The sequence below is a fragment of the Agarivorans sp. B2Z047 genome (genome assembly GCF_023373605.1).
GTDB classification, from domain to species: Bacteria; Pseudomonadota; Gammaproteobacteria; order Enterobacterales; family Celerinatantimonadaceae; genus Agarivorans; species Agarivorans albus.
This window is the reverse complement of record NZ_CP088080.1, coordinates 299705-313751: the sequence shown is the minus strand read 5'-3', so window position 1 is coordinate 313751 and position 14047 is coordinate 299705. Positions and strand designations below refer to the sequence as shown.

Annotated in this window: 12 protein-coding genes and 3 tRNA genes; 3 read left to right on the top strand and 12 right to left on the bottom strand. The window is 45.7% G+C overall.

Translation table 11 applies throughout. From position 1 onward, the window contains the following. Nucleotide 1: 1 nt before the first annotated feature. Together LQZ07_RS01455 and codA are read left to right on the top strand one after the other, a co-directional pair. Nucleotides 2-1198, top strand: a complete 1197-nt coding sequence (locus LQZ07_RS01455; RefSeq protein WP_152783659.1) for a PucR family transcriptional regulator ligand-binding domain-containing protein — start codon at nucleotides 2-4, stop codon at nucleotides 1196-1198. Beyond that, a complete protein-coding gene (codA, locus tag LQZ07_RS01450; protein ID WP_152783661.1) occupies nucleotides 1195-2451 on the top strand; it encodes a cytosine deaminase in 1257 nt (418 codons plus the stop codon). The genes LQZ07_RS01455 and codA overlap by 4 nt, the downstream gene beginning before the upstream one ends. A gap of 95 nt (nucleotides 2452-2546) precedes the next feature. Here codA and LQZ07_RS01445 read toward each other — a convergent pair whose 3' ends face one another. The 10 genes from LQZ07_RS01445 to LQZ07_RS01400 form a co-directional block, all read right to left on the bottom strand. Beyond that, entirely contained in the window at nucleotides 2547-3092 is a 546-nt protein-coding gene (locus LQZ07_RS01445; RefSeq protein ID WP_016399811.1) for a YSC84-related protein, read from the bottom strand. Between the two features lie 99 nt (nucleotides 3093-3191). Continuing rightward, nucleotides 3192-4223 (bottom strand): galactose-1-epimerase, encoded by a 1032-nt coding sequence (galM, locus tag LQZ07_RS01440; RefSeq protein WP_152783663.1) that lies wholly within the window; start codon nucleotides 4221-4223, stop codon nucleotides 3192-3194. 259 nt (nucleotides 4224-4482) lie between these two features. After that, complete coding sequence (locus tag LQZ07_RS01435; RefSeq protein ID WP_152783665.1) at nucleotides 4483-5364, bottom strand: ABC transporter substrate-binding protein; 882 nt, start codon at nucleotides 5362-5364, stop codon at nucleotides 4483-4485. 148 nt (nucleotides 5365-5512) lie between these two features. Beyond that, nucleotides 5513-6379 (bottom strand): hypothetical protein, encoded by an 867-nt coding sequence (locus LQZ07_RS01430; RefSeq protein ID WP_152783667.1) that lies wholly within the window; start codon nucleotides 6377-6379, stop codon nucleotides 5513-5515. A gap of 221 nt (nucleotides 6380-6600) precedes the next feature. Continuing rightward, nucleotides 6601-6677, bottom strand: a tRNA-Pro gene (locus tag LQZ07_RS01425). Between the two features lie 252 nt (nucleotides 6678-6929). Continuing rightward, nucleotides 6930-7005 (bottom strand) — tRNA-His (locus LQZ07_RS01420). 30 nt (nucleotides 7006-7035) lie between these two features. Further along, nucleotides 7036-7112, bottom strand: a tRNA-Arg gene (locus tag LQZ07_RS01415). A 163-nt stretch (nucleotides 7113-7275) separates the two neighbouring features. Continuing rightward, complete coding sequence (locus LQZ07_RS01410; protein ID WP_152783669.1) at nucleotides 7276-8814, bottom strand: glutamate synthase-related protein; 1539 nt, start codon at nucleotides 8812-8814, stop codon at nucleotides 7276-7278. A gap of 133 nt (nucleotides 8815-8947) precedes the next feature. Beyond that, a complete protein-coding gene (locus tag LQZ07_RS01405; RefSeq protein WP_152783671.1) occupies nucleotides 8948-9400 on the bottom strand; it encodes a DUF3291 domain-containing protein in 453 nt (150 codons plus the stop codon). Further along, nucleotides 9391-9900 carry a GNAT family N-acetyltransferase gene (locus LQZ07_RS01400; protein WP_152783673.1) on the bottom strand — a complete coding sequence of 170 codons (510 nt, stop codon included), beginning with the start codon at nucleotides 9898-9900 and terminating at the stop codon, nucleotides 9391-9393. Before LQZ07_RS01400 ends, LQZ07_RS01405 begins: the two co-directional genes overlap by 10 nt. A gap of 350 nt (nucleotides 9901-10250) precedes the next feature. Between LQZ07_RS01400 and LQZ07_RS01395 the strand changes: the two genes are divergently transcribed. Further along, nucleotides 10251-11588, top strand: coding sequence for an MATE family efflux transporter (locus LQZ07_RS01395; RefSeq protein ID WP_152783675.1), 1338 nt, complete (start codon nucleotides 10251-10253; stop codon nucleotides 11586-11588). A gap of 56 nt (nucleotides 11589-11644) precedes the next feature. Here LQZ07_RS01395 and LQZ07_RS01390 read toward each other — a convergent pair whose 3' ends face one another. Both LQZ07_RS01390 and LQZ07_RS01385 read right to left on the bottom strand, forming a co-directional pair. After that, nucleotides 11645-12616, bottom strand: a complete 972-nt coding sequence (locus LQZ07_RS01390) for an aldo/keto reductase family oxidoreductase (protein ID WP_152783676.1) — start codon at nucleotides 12614-12616, stop codon at nucleotides 11645-11647. A 140-nt stretch (nucleotides 12617-12756) separates the two neighbouring features. Continuing rightward, complete coding sequence (locus LQZ07_RS01385) at nucleotides 12757-14034, bottom strand: FAD-binding oxidoreductase (protein WP_152783678.1); 1278 nt, start codon at nucleotides 14032-14034, stop codon at nucleotides 12757-12759. Nucleotides 14035-14047: the final 13 nt, after the last annotated feature.

The window sequence follows — 14047 nt, the reverse complement described above, 5'->3', positions numbered from 1 at the left end:
CTTGGCTATTCGCGCTAAAGATATTCCCCTAATCCCCGGTTTAGAGAGCATTAACTTGCTTACCGGGGAAGCTTCTCAACAAGCTATTCGCTGGCCATACTTAGCCGAGAACAAAGAGCTGGCACCTTGGTTAACCGGTGGTGAACTCGTCTTTGTTACCGGCATAAATTTGCAACGAAGTGAACAAGAATATTATCAACTTATAGATGAAGCTTTAGAAAAGTCGGCGGCAGGCATGGTTATTCTGACCCACTCAGAATTTATCGACACCATTCCCGAGAGCGTGATTAGCTACGCCAACCAACATCAATTTGCAGTACTAGAGCAGCCTTACAGCTTGCCTATGGTTAAAGTTACCGAGCTAATTTGTAAGGCCTTAATTCAAGACAACCTATCTAGCCACTCGCTACAGCATTTTATTAGTCATGTGATAAATAGCCCCAACCAACTGTCGATGTTGTCTCGACACCGCGCCAAAGAATTAGGCTTAAACTTTGATGCGGCCATTAGTATTGCCCAACTACAACCACAAGTTAGCGATGCGAGTGACTTAAATGTTTGGGTATTTCAACTTCGCCAGTGGCTAAATCACATGCGAAGCCCCTACCCGCTAATTGAAGATCATCACGGCTGGTATTTATTATTGCCCATTCAAGTTCAAGACTCTTTAGAGCAACAACGTAGCCTTTGGCAGCAACTTAATCAGTATTTAATGCAACAAAAGCTTAAATACAATTTGGGTGTGAGTGTTAGCCCACAAGGGTTAAACCAGTTGGCCAATGCTGCTTTGCAGGCTAGACAAGCAGCAGAGTTTAGCCAATTACAAAGCCATCATTCCGCCATTGTGCACTACTTAGATTTAGGGGTGAGCCGAGTATTTGCAGCCATTGAGGATCCGCAAATTTTACTGAATTTTTGCTGCGACAAACTCGGGCCCTTATTCCATTGCCAAGAACCTAGCTTAATCACCCTTAAGCATACGCTGCGCTGCTACTTTGACAATTTAGCCAGCTTAAGACAAACCGCCAAAGAGCTAAATATTCACCGAAATACGCTCAGCAATCGTCTCGCCAAGGTACAAACGCTCACTGGTTGTGACCTAGAACAAGCTCAGCAACGACTAGAATTACAAAATGCCCTGCTGATGGAACCAATAACAATCCAGCGGCAACAACATTCTGTTCAAGGATTATCATGAAAATTATTAACGCACGTTTAAGAGGGCAAACAGAGCTGTTTAGTCTATCTGTTGCCCAAGGGCTAATTACTCACATCACTCCGCAAGCCGCGGCTTTATCAGCTAACTTATCAGAATATGAAGAAGCGATAGATGCGGCAGGTAATTTATTGTCTGCTCCTTTTGTTGAGCCGCATATTCACTTAGACGCAGTGCTCACTGCCGGGCAGCCCTCTTGGAACATGAGCGGAACCTTGTTTGAAGGAATTGAGCGCTGGAGCGAACGTAAACCGCTGCTCACCCCCGAAGACATCGAGCAACGCGTGTTAAAAACCGTGCAACTGTTAGCTGAAAATGGGGTGCAGTACATTCGCACCCATGTGGATGTGACCGATCCACAACTCACCGCGCTTAAAACCATTGCCAAACTAAAATCTAAGCTGTCGTCTGCAATCAATTTACAAATTGTTGCCTTTCCCCAAGAAGGGATCTGGTCTTTTCCCAATGGCAAAACCTTAATGGAGCAAGCCATTGAAGAGGGAGCAGACGTAATAGGCGGAATTCCTCATTTTGAATTTACCCGCGAATATGGGGTAGAGTCGATGCGCTGGGTGGTGGAACTCGCCAAACAACATGATCTATTGGTAGATGTACACTGCGACGAAATAGACGACGAAGCATCGCGCTTTTTGGAGGTGCTAGCCACCGCAGCCTTAGAGCTTGATATGGGTGAGCGCGTTACCGCCAGCCACACTACCGCGATGCATTCTTACAACAACGCCTATTGTTCTAAATTATTTAGGCTACTCAAAAAATCTAAAATAAACTTTGTCTCTTGCCCTACCGAGAGCATTCACTTGCAAGGCCGCTTTGATACCTACCCTAAACGACGCGGCGTAACTCGAGTGAAAGAGCTATGCGAAGCCGGCATGAATGTCTGCTTCGCCCAAGATTCTATTCAAGACCCTTGGTATACCTTAGGCAACGGTAAACTGCTACGAGTATTAGACGCGGGTTTACACATCTGCCACATGATGGGCTATAAAGAGCTATCTAAAGCCTTAGATCTTATTACCAACAATGGCGCCAAAACCCTACAGGTAGAAGCTGAATACGGTATTGAGGTAGGCAAACCTGCAAACTTTATTTTGCTGGAAGGAGAAGACGATTTATCGGTGATTCAACGCCAAGGCGAAGTATTGTTATCGGTACGAAATGGCGAAATACTGATTCAGCGTCAACCAGCTAAGCTAATTAAACGCTGTTCCTTTTAGGCTGACTAAACAACAAGTAATCGGCTAGAAGGTGCTTAACAGCTTACAAAAAACGGACCTAGTAGGTCCGTTTTTGGATAACTATAGCTATATGTTTATTCGGCAGTAAAGTTAAACTTCTGTCCGCCAATACTGGCTTCATACATTAAACCACCTTTAGCTAAGGTAAATACTGCATAACCACTTACATAATGCGCTTTAGATTGAGTTTCGCCCGCGGCTGCTCCAGTACCAGAAGTACCCGCTTGAGCGGAAGCGCCAACGGTTAGAGCCACTGCGCTAGCTTGAGCACCAAACTCGAAGCTACCGCTAGTAAACTCGTCGTAAGCGCGTTTATCTTGAAGGAAAATGATTTGGCTAAACGCTTGCCCACCCAGCTGGAAACCAAGTGTAACTTGGCCCATATTCACGCTGCCTGTAGATGCTCCGCCTCGGTAAACTTTACCTTCGCCGTAAGCGCCACCAATGCCAATGCCACCCTTACCAATGGTAGGAAACACCGCATAGCCATAAGCATTGTTAAAAAATGGGGTAGTTCGATCAGATTTTTTAAACTGCTGAATCGTAGCTTGATAATCGTCTGCGACGGCTTGAAAGCTTAATACAAGCACACCAACGCACAGTGCCAACCATTTCTTCATAAATAAACATCCCTAGATTTGGAGTATGGTGCAAGCAGCATACACGATGTATGTGAAAATCGGTACGCTGCCTAGAAAAACTTCAATATTTAGGAAAGTTTATGCCGTGGGTTGATACAGGCGATAACAGGTTTGATATTGATAACGTTCGCCTGGCTTTAACCAACAGCTTTGGTGTGGCCAATCTGGGCGGTTGGGAGAGTCTGGCAGGAATTGGGTTTCTAAAGCAACGCCACTATGCGCTTGATACACTTCGCCATTGTGCCCCGGATTACCAGTTAAGAAGTTACCAGTATAAAGCTGGATCGCAGGTTTATTGGTATACACTTCCATTGCTAACGACGCGTCATCGGCAATAATACGAGCGACTGGCTTGCCTTCACTCACCACCTTTTCTTGCAGCAAGTAACTATGATCGTATCCGCCCACTAGCTGCTGATCGGGATCTTTCTTAAGATCTTTAGCAATCAGCTTGGCTTGCCTAAAATCAAAACCAGTTCCTTCTACAGATTTTAAGCCATCAACCGGAATACCATCTGCCGCTACTGGCAGGTAATGATCTGCTGCAATGTATAAGTGGTGCTGTAATACTGTTGAGCTAGCGGCATTCAAATTAAAATAACTATGGTCGGTAAGATTTACCGGACAGGCTTTATCTACAGTAGCTGAGTAATCCAGTACTAACTGATTATCTTCATCTAAGGTGTAATCAAGCTGCGCTTGCATGTTACCAGGAAATCCACACTCTCCATCGGCTGAGCTAATAGTAAAACGAACTTTGTTGTCTGCCAGCTGCTCACCTTGCCAATCGCGGTGGCTAAAATCGTTGGCGCCATGTAACTGATGCTCGTCTTGATTGGCACTTAAGGCATAAACCTGCCCTTGGTACTCAATGCGCGCTTGCTTGATGCGATTAGCATAGCGCCCCACCGTAGCACCTAAGTAAGCGTCTTGTTTTAGGTAATCCTCAAAGCTGTCACAACCCAGAACCACTTCACGTAACTCACCGCTACTAAGTTTTATTTTTAAACTGGCTAGAGTGGCTCCCCATGCTAGTACGGTGGCCTCACTCCCCTTAGCATTCCTAAGGGTAAACGTTTGCACTTTTTTATCTTGCTGTGCGAAAGGCATGAAAAACTCCTAAAACTAATTCAATACAATGAGAGTAACAAAAAGGTGGAAAACCTCTGCAACCCGCTAAATAAGGCGATACTAGCCTAGCTTAACGGAAGATTTTTGATGCAGTCCACAGTTCAACATAAGACGCAAAAAACGTAATAGCCTTAACAACAAAAAAGTGAAGTTCATCACCTTTCATACTAGGCGAAATGACAATGTTTTCACAACCATTATTGCTGTTTGAGTTAACTAAACAGCCAAATACATGCGCTTACCGCAAATTTTTAACAAGGTTGGGGAGTACCCAAAGTTTATCTTCATCAATCGGCGTCTTGGGATGTAAAGACGGGTTGCGTAGTTTAAACACCAAGCGATTTTCCATTAAATCTGCCAATTTATGGTAATTAAACTTTCTAAATAGTGCGTCGAAACTGCCATCATCAATGGCCAGCCTTAAGCCTTTCTCTAAACGCTCTGCTAAGGCGGTGTTTTCTGGGTTTACGAAGTAATAAATGGGTGCGGGATAACTGAGTAATATTCTTGGCTCTGCAACAAAACCTTCCCGTTGATGCTGTTTTAATTCAGCGCCTATTTCACTAATACCTCGAGGGAAATAATCAAAACGACCGCGCTCCAACATGCCAAACAAACCTTCATAGGTTTTGCCCTCAATTACTGGCAAACGATTGTATTCTAGTATCTCAATATCAGGCCAGCCCATACCTTGCCCTGCACGCATTTGAGCCAATTCACTAAGCTGTTGGATGTCTTTAAATCGACGAAGGTCTTCTCGGCGGATCATCAATACCCGCTGGCCTAATAAGCCCTTTAATAAAGGAATGCGTACAGCCAGCAGTTTCGACTCACGCTCAAGGCTGGTCATTGTCCAAACAATATCGATACAACGCTTGCGCTGAACTTGCTGTAAGGCTCGGTCTTGCATCATCCTAACAGCGCAAGTTTGAGTGGTATAAGAACCGTGGCTCGTTTCTGTTTTGCTTAAGGCTAACTCTAACAACTCAATAAAGTATTGATGCCGCTGATCTTTGTCGCTTTCTGGCTGAACGTGTCTCACCACTAGGCTTGCCGCATTGGCCCCAGTAACGAGGGTAAAAATCACTAACAGCATTAAACCGCGACGCAGCATTGGCATTATTCACAATTAACTTATCAAGTTAATTGTATGTAATGGATTTACTTAATAACAAATGATTAGATCAATAAAACATCAAAGCATGTGAAACTTCCAACATCCAGCTGATGCTCAGCGCGATTGAACAATAAAAGGGACAACAAGTGGGTTAGTTAAACTTAAGCCAAAGCGGGCTTTGCTCGCTAGGGGTGCTAGCGTGTAAATAAGGGTTATTTAGTTTAATCACCGTGCGAGATCTTAGCTCGTTAACTAAGTTGTCGTATTTATAGCGAGAAAACAGTGCATCAAAGCTACCATCGCTAAAGGCGATCCATAAACCTTGTTCGATACGCGCTGCTAACTCGCGGTTTTGCTTGCTTACAAAATAATAGATAGGTGCTCGATAACTAATTACTAAGTGCGGCTCAGCCACAAAGTTTTCACTTTTATGCTGTTCTAATTCATCAAAGATTTCGTTAATTCCACGCGGGAAATAATCAAAGCGCTGACGTTGTAACATGCCAAACAAACCTTCGTAATTCATCCCTTCAATTACGCCAATATTGTTAGCACGCAGTATTTTGTTATCTGGCCAGCCGCTGCCTTGACCAGCACTAAAAGCTTGTAAGTCTTGAAGAGATTCCACCTTGGCAAAACGACCAATATCTTGTTGGCGAATCATCAATAAACGCTGTCCAAGCAGCCCTTTTAACAGTGGGATCCGTATGGGTAATAAGGCCTCTTCTCGTTCTGCGGTGCTCATTGTCCACACCACATCAATACCGTCGTTATTTTGCAGCTGCAGCAAGGAGCGATTTTGGCTCATTTTGGCTTTATTGCTCTCAAGACGAAACGGCCCAAGCTCCTGCTCAGTTTTAGATAAGACCAAGTCGAGTAAATCGATAAAGTAGCGATTTCGTAAGTCTTTTTCGCCTTGCGGCGCAATATGGCGTACCAGCTGAGGGTTTAGCTCAGCGGCAATAGATATCGAACAGAGCGATAGACTGGTAAACACAACGAGAAATAGATGTTTCATTGTTGCTCAAGCTGTACTCATTTACTGCTTAGTGTACAAAATATCAGCAAGTGACAATAGCCTTTCAAGCAAATCTTGCGTAAGAGCTCAAGTAAACAGGGCAAGACTTCATGAAAGGCGGCCGATGATAGCCCAAGTTAAATGGCGAACTTCCCATTCATAGCTTAATTCCAAGCTACAGAAAGCAAAAAGCCTGCTCGATGAGCAGGCTTTTTAGAAGGTGGTCGGTGATGAGAGATTCGAACTCCCGACCCTCTGGTCCCAAACCAGATGCGCTACCAAGCTGCGCTAATCACCGATTTTCTTGATATTTCAGAAGACTAAACCCTCTGGTCCCACTCTTTATGAGCTTCGCGATGATGCGCTACCAAGCTGCGCTAATCACCGATTTTCTTGATACTTCAGAGGACTAAACCCTCTGGTCCCACTCTAAATGAGCTTGGCGACGATGCGCTACCAAGCTGCGTTTATCGTCTTAGTTATTTTAGAGCAAGCTCTTAGCAATAACCAAACTATTGCGATAACAACGAAACTCGTTGCATCTAAATAATGGGGTGAGTAATGGGATTTGAACCCACGACAACCGGAATCACAATCCGGGGCTCTACCAACTGAGCTATACCCACCACTGAGTATTTCGAGCGTTTCCGAAGCAATGGCGCACCCGACAGGAGTCGAACCTGTGACCTTCGCCTCCGGAGGGCGACGCTCTATCCAGCTGAGCTACGGGTGCTCAATGCTGGCGGAGGCGTATATTAGGGTTTTCGCTCCGCCCTGTAAAGACATTTTATAAAAAAACTGGTAATTGCTGGCTTTTCCAGCAAGCCTAGAAAAAGCCCTTAATTTCAAGGCTACTTAAGCAACAAATAGCTTCTTAAATAGCCAATAAAACAACACTACACTGCGCTAAAGCCTGCGTAAGCAATACCGCTTAGATGCGCCATTTCTCTATGCCAAGTTGCCAAGTCGTCTTTAGTGAATTGATTAAGATGATGATGCCCACAAGCTCGTGCCATAACCTGCATTAGCGCTACCGATGCGTTAAAGAAATTAGCCAGTTGCTGAGACGATTTGTCCACATTTAAACGCTGGCGCAAGTCAGCATTTTGCGTAGCAATTCCAGCCGGGCAATTATTGGTATTACAGATCCGCGCTGCCACGCAACCTATGGCTTGCATGGCGCTATTAGATACTGCTACACCATCGGCGCCTAAAGCCATGGCTTTGACAAAATCCATCGGTAAGCGCAAGCCGCCGGTAATAATCAAACTCACTCTGCCACTGGCGCCTTGTTGATCAAGATAGCGTCGCGCTCTGGCTAAGGCCGGAATGGTAGGTACACTAATATGGTCCCTAAATATTTCTGGTGCCGCACCAGTACCGCCTCCACGCCCATCTAAAATGATGTAGTCAGCGCTGCTATCTAAAGCAAATTGAATATCTCGCTCGATATGGTTGGCACTTAACTTAAAACCAATGGGAATGCCGCCGCTTATTTCACGCACCCGATCGGCAAAGTGTTTAAAGTCTTTGATACTGTGTAAATCGGCAAAGGTAGGCGGGGAGATTGCCGGTTGTCCTTCAGCGATGCCGCGAACGAGAGAAATTTTGCCATGGTTTTTATTGCCCGGTAAATGTCCTCCGGTACCGGTTTTTGCACCTTGGCCTCCTTTAAAGTGAAAAGCTTGAACTTGAGTAAGCAGTGACTCTTGATAACCAAATTTGGCGCTGGCTAACTCATAAAAGTAACGGGAGTTTTGCTGCTGCTCTTCAGCCAACATGCCGCCTTCACCAGAACAAATTCCTGTTCCGGCCAGCTCGGCGCCTTTAGCCAGCGCGGTTTTAGCTTCTTCAGATAAGGCACCAAAACTCATATCAGAGACAAACAGAGGAATCTTTAGCTGCAATGGCTTTTTCGCCTCTGGGCCGATAATCAGTTCTGTGGCCACTGGCTGATCTTCCATCAAAGGCTTTTTGGCCATTTGTGCCACCATCACTTGGATGTCGTCCCAATGTGGCAGAAGATGCCTAGGTACCCCCATTGAGGTCATTGCTCCATGGTGACCCAGTTTTGATAAACCTTCACGCGCCAATTGATGAATAAAGGCAACGGTGGGTTCTTCAGTTGTAGGCGTGGCCTGCGGTGCAGCACTGTTAGTTTGAGGCTGTGGGGCTTCTTGGCCTATTTGTTCGGCACTAAACTGCTTATGGCTGCCATCACAAAATGGGCTATTCGCCGTGGTTTTACACGCACACAAATAAGCATCACCACTTTCTTCTGCGGTAAAAGCCTTGGGGCTAAGGCCGGTACCTGCATGGCTGCCATCACAAAAGGGTTGGGATTTAGAACGACCACAGCTGCAAAAGTAGTATTGGTCTCCCTTAGTTAAACTCACCTTCTTGGGTTTGTTATCGGCAATAATCGCTTTAGTCATACCCTCTCCTTGCACATAAATGGCGGGACATACTCGCCCTGCATTTACTTAGCTTAGACGCTTTCTATCCAAAGAGGAGCAACAAAACCTGAGTAACAAAGGATGCCAAAGGCTATTAAAAAAAAACCTTAGATTAGCGCTGTAAGGCGTCTTCTGCGCTAAATGTTTTTTTGAAACTAAAGGCCTGAGCAGTATCTCCGTGCTTCCTTAATAATTCTAAACGCTCAAGTGCCTCAGCGGTGCTGGGAACATGACCATCTTCCACCCACCACAATACGTAAGTTGCCAACGGCGATTTATCAAACCACTCTGCCCGGCGTTTCATAATGTCGATGTGATGGGTTTTAAACATAAAGTGCTGCAGACTAGCTAAGGACTCCCATACCGATAAATTGACAATCATCCTTGGGTTATCAAAAGCTTGCACATCAGTCGCATTACCGGTGTCATCTTTAAGCCGCCAAATAAAGCCCTCGCTCGCATCAGCAATGGCATTAATGGGATCTAAATTATCGACAAAATCTTTGAGCAGGGGTGAATCTAAATCATCTTTGGCGGTGGCTATATTTAACTGCGCTAGTTGCATGTTTTCTCCTTAGTTTGCTCATTGAGTGTTAGGCGCATTGGCACATCGATAATGCCCTTGGTATCGCGCTGTTCTTGCTCGGCAACAAAGCCCCAAGCCTGATACATCGCTTTAGCAGATAACGACGCATTAACCGTAAATTCGCCCTTATTGCCGTTTGCTATACATAGGGCTTTAGCGTGTTTCCAAAGGCGACTTGCCAAGCCTTTTCCTTGAGCAAGCTCGGCAACAAAAAGGTGATAAAGGTGGCTGTTATCCCTAGTGGCGACCACACCTAATAATTCCACCTTCCCTGCCTGTTTTTGCTCGGCGAGGTGATAGCAAAAACCCTCGCGGATATAAGAGCGAATAGCCCTTTCGCTCATCGCTTTCAGCAAGCGCTTTGCTCCTTGCTCGGTAAAATCGTCCACCAAGTAACGACGAGACAAATCGCAAAGTAATTGGCTAATGGTCGCAGCGTCCTCCACTTTGGCAGCTCGGATGGTTACATATGAATCCACTTATTTTCCTCGTAAAAACCAAAGCTTGAACTAGGGTCTGTTGATCTTTGGTGTTGAAGTTTTGTTCGAGATAAGCGGGCTTTAATCGCGGCGAGCACTTAGAAGCCTAGTGGGCTAAGCAAGAAGTGCTTAACAAAGAGTAAAGTTCGCTTATCCGAACCCTTCGGGCAGCATTTATTAGCCATTTATTCAGCGTTAGCGAGTGATTATTAAGCCCACTTAACCGCACAAACACTAAGCATAGCCCTTATTTGTTAGCTTTCCCTCTTGTCAGCTCCATTAAAGTGAATATGATGGGGCTGCAATTCGGTGCTCACTGAGTACTTTCTATTCCTTAACCTTGGCCAATCATGCTTAGTAAAAACATTACCTTACAATTTTGGCGCTATTCCATTCCCTCGGTCGTAGCAATGATAGTGAGTGGCATTTATCTGATTGTTGATGGCATGTTCATTGGCCAAGTGCTAGGTGCAGAAGGGTTAGCAGCCATTAACCTAGCTTGGCCGATTATATTTTTAGTCACCGGTTTAGGTTTAATGGTTGGTGTTGGTGGCGGTGCGTTAATCTCTATTGCTACCGGTGAGGGTAAAACCAGCAAGGCACAGAGCTTGTTAAGCCACGCCTTCTTGCTCATGCTAATAATGGCGGTACTGTTTAGTGCCATTTTGGCCTTATTAGGCGCCAAACCCATTACCTTGCAAGGGGCCAGCGGCAATATTCAACATATGGCCGAGAGCTACCTAGGCATTTTAGGTAACGGCGCGCTGGTTGTATTGTTTAGCTGCGCCCTGCCCATATTGATTAGAAACGACAACTCTCCCAACTTTGCCACCCTATTGATGATAGTGGGCGCACTGGCCAATATCGGCCTCGACTATTTGTTTATTGTAAAGTGGGATTGGCAGCTAGCGGGTGCGGCTTACGCCACCTTAGGCGCACAAGCCCTGGTAATGTTCTTGGCCATTGCATACTTTTTCTCTCGCTACAGTAGCTTGAGTTTTCAAGTAAGCGGTTTTAGCTTAAAACCAAAGTACCTCGCCAATATAAGCAATTTAGGTTTAAGCAGCTTTTTTACTACGGTATACACCGCCTTTATTACCTTGGTGCACAATTACTTATTTCTACGTTATGGCAGTGTGACCGATACCGGCGCCTATGCCATTGTGTTGTACTTAAGCGTTATTTATTACTTTATTGCCGAAGGGTTTGCCAACGGCATGCAGCCTCTCATCTCCTATAACTTTGGCGCTAAACGCTACGACAATGTGCTAAAAGTAATGGCGCTAGGCTTTAGCATTATCCTAGGCAGCGGTGTAGCGGCGGTGTTTTTGATGAACCTATTTAGCGAACTTAGCGTGTCGATATTTAACAACGATGACCCTGCACTATTAGACGCCACAGTAAGCGGTATTCGCTTACACCTGTGGGCCATGCCATTAGACGGCTTAATTTTTACCGGCGCGGTGGTGTTTCAGTCGATAAACCGCGCTAATCGCGCTAGCTTTATTTCGGTCGGCAACATGGCTATTCAACTGCCGTTTATGTTGCTATTGCCCGCCGCCTATGGCGTGGTGGGGATCTGGCTGGTTATGCCGCTATCTACGGTAATACTTAGCGCAGTAGTAGCGTGGTGGCTGGTAAGCTTGGTAAAACAACTTAAAGCAGAGTTCACGCCACCAGCAGCTTAGCTTTGCTAACAAAAACGCCGAGCATTAGCTCGGCGTTTTTCTTGAATATGCAGTGTTTAAGGTAAAGCCTTGCCACGCGATGTGACATACAACTGATACCATTGCTCGCGACTAAGCTGCAGTTTAGTCGCATCACCACAGGCGCGAATGCGGTCTGGGTTTACACTGCCAATAACTGGTTGAATCCCAGCTGGGTGGCGCATTAGCCACGCTAGTACAACGGCCTCTGGCGAACTTGAGTTTTGATCAGCGTATTGGCGAACAAGCTGTGCGGTATCACGCTGGGCTTGGCTGGCATTTGATAAATCGGCACCGCTAAATAAGCCACGCGATAAACTTCCCCAAGCCTGAATTTGCACCTTATTCATAGCGCAATACTCAAGGGTACCAGGCGCAAAGCAGTGGCCTTTTACCTGTTCATCGTTTACTGCAATATTGTGATCAAGCCAGTCTAATTTAGACAAACTCATCTCTAATTGATTAGCCACTAGCGGAAAACTCAGCAGCGATTGCAAATGCGCAATTTGCGCTCCGCTCATGTTAGATACGCCAAAGTGCTGCACTTTACCGCTATCTTTAAGCTCGCTAAGCACCGCGGCCACTTCGTCCATTTCGGCCAAGGGATCTGGGCGGTGCAGCATCATCACATCAATGGTTTCACTTTGTAAGCGGCGCAGCGAATCTTCAACACTTTGACGAATGTAATCAGCCGACCAATCATAACGACCACACCACTGCTCATCACCAAAACGAATTGCCGCTTTAGTTTGCAGAATAATTTGCTCACGCAGCTCTGGGCGCTGTGCCAATACTTGACCAAATACTTGCTCAGCCTTACCAATGGTATAGATGTCGGCGTGGTCAAAATAGTTAATGCCTATTTCTAAGGCCGCATCAATAGCAGTATGCGCTTGGTTTAAATGATCTTGCGTTACAGGTGAGTTATCCCAGTTTCCGCCTAAGCCCATGCAGCCATATACAAGGCGACTTGCCTTAGGAAAAACCTGATTAATCGGTGATGCAGCCATTACGTGCTTACCTTTATGATTACGAATATTAGGCAAGTATAACGATAAATCAGCGGGCGCTAATAGGCTTATAGGCAGAAAATACGAACTATAGTACGAGGAACAAGGATTGAACGGCTGGGCTTGGCCAGCCGATAGTACTAAAGCAAATCTCGAATTCGGTAATAGGTCATGGCAAGCACTAAGGCAGGAGTACGTAATAAGCGCCCACCGGGAAAAGGCATGTGTGGAATTTTATCGAATATGTCAAAGCGCTCGGAGGTGGCCATAATCGATTCCGCCATTAGCTTGCCCGCCAAACCCGTGGCTGCAATGCCATGGCCCGAGAAGCCTTGAGCAAAATACACATTTGGTGCTATTCGGCCAAAGTGCGGCGCACGGTTAATAGTGATGCCTACATTACCCCCCCAAGCAAACTCTACCGGTTCATCGCTTAATTGAGGGAATACCCAATCCATTCGTTGTTTCATGGTTTGCGCTAAATTACGTGGTTCAATTCCCGAATAACTTACTCGGCCACCAAACAACATGCGGTGATCGCCAGAACAACGGTAATAATCCAGTACAAAGTTGATGTCGCATACCGCCATGTTGTTGGCAATCAGTTCGCGTGCACGCTCTTCACCTAAGGGTTTCGTGGCACAAATATAAGTACCGACGGGCATTACCTTGCTCTCTAACTTACTGTTTAACCCTTCCATATAGGCATTACAGGCCAACACCACATGTTGGCAACTAACGCTAGCCTGCGCAGTATGAAGTTTAACTTTAGCGCCGTGTTCAATTTTGATGACCTTGCTGTCTTCATAAATGCTAGCGCCAGCATTTTCAGCAGCCTTTACCAAGCCTAAGGTGTAATTAAGTGGATGTAAGTGACCGCTATTTGAATCAAACATCCCACCTAAATAACGTGGGCTTTTCAACTGGCTTTCGAGCTTGTCTTGCGACCAGAATTCTAAATGCTCATAGCCGTAATCTTCACTAAGCTGTTGCTGCCATTCTTTTAACTCGCGAACATGACGATCTTTAATCGCCACATGAATTTGGCCATCTTGCCAATCACAATCAATTTGGTGTTTGCGAATGTTGTCTTTAGTAACAGCTAGCGATTCAACAGAGAGATCCCAGAGTTTTTTTGCATCATCTTTACCCACTAATTTCTCTAGGGTGGACTGCTCACTGGCCCAGCCAAAAATCGCTTGCCCGCCACTTCGCCCCGAAGCTCCCCAGCCCACGCGACTACCTTCCAGCAAAATAACCTTATAACCTTGGCTTGCTAACTCTAGTGCAGTGCTAGCGCCGGTTATACCCGCCCCAACCACACATACATCAGCTTGATGCTCGCCTTGTAGTTGCGGATAGTCCAACTGTAGGTTGGCACTTGCTGCATAATATGAATTTGCATGTTGCGCTTTCATTTTCTCACCTTAA

What these genes read in the sequence shown, in the direction of transcription:
- codA (WP_152783661.1), top strand. Translation starts at nt 1,195, where the DNA reads ATGAAAATTATTAACGCACGTTTAAGAGGGCAAACAGAGCTGTTTAGT.
- LQZ07_RS01445 (WP_016399811.1), bottom strand. Translation starts at nt 3,092, where the DNA reads ATGAAGAAATGGTTGGCACTGTGCGTTGGTGTGCTTGTATTAAGCTTT.
- galM (WP_152783663.1), bottom strand. Translation starts at nt 4,223, where the DNA reads ATGCCTTTCGCACAGCAAGATAAAAAAGTGCAAACGTTTACCCTTAGG.
- LQZ07_RS01435 (WP_152783665.1), bottom strand. Translation starts at nt 5,364, where the DNA reads ATGCCAATGCTGCGTCGCGGTTTAATGCTGTTAGTGATTTTTACCCTC.
- LQZ07_RS01430 (WP_152783667.1), bottom strand. Translation starts at nt 6,379, where the DNA reads ATGAAACATCTATTTCTCGTTGTGTTTACCAGTCTATCGCTCTGTTCG.
- LQZ07_RS01410 (WP_152783669.1), bottom strand. Translation starts at nt 8,814, where the DNA reads ATGACTAAAGCGATTATTGCCGATAACAAACCCAAGAAGGTGAGTTTA.
- LQZ07_RS01405 (WP_152783671.1), bottom strand. Translation starts at nt 9,400, where the DNA reads ATGCAACTAGCGCAGTTAAATATAGCCACCGCCAAAGATGATTTAGAT.
- LQZ07_RS01395 (WP_152783675.1), top strand. Translation starts at nt 10,251, where the DNA reads ATGCTTAGTAAAAACATTACCTTACAATTTTGGCGCTATTCCATTCCC.
- LQZ07_RS01390 (WP_152783676.1), bottom strand. Translation starts at nt 12,616, where the DNA reads ATGGCTGCATCACCGATTAATCAGGTTTTTCCTAAGGCAAGTCGCCTT.
- LQZ07_RS01385 (WP_152783678.1), bottom strand. Translation starts at nt 14,034, where the DNA reads ATGAAAGCGCAACATGCAAATTCATATTATGCAGCAAGTGCCAACCTA.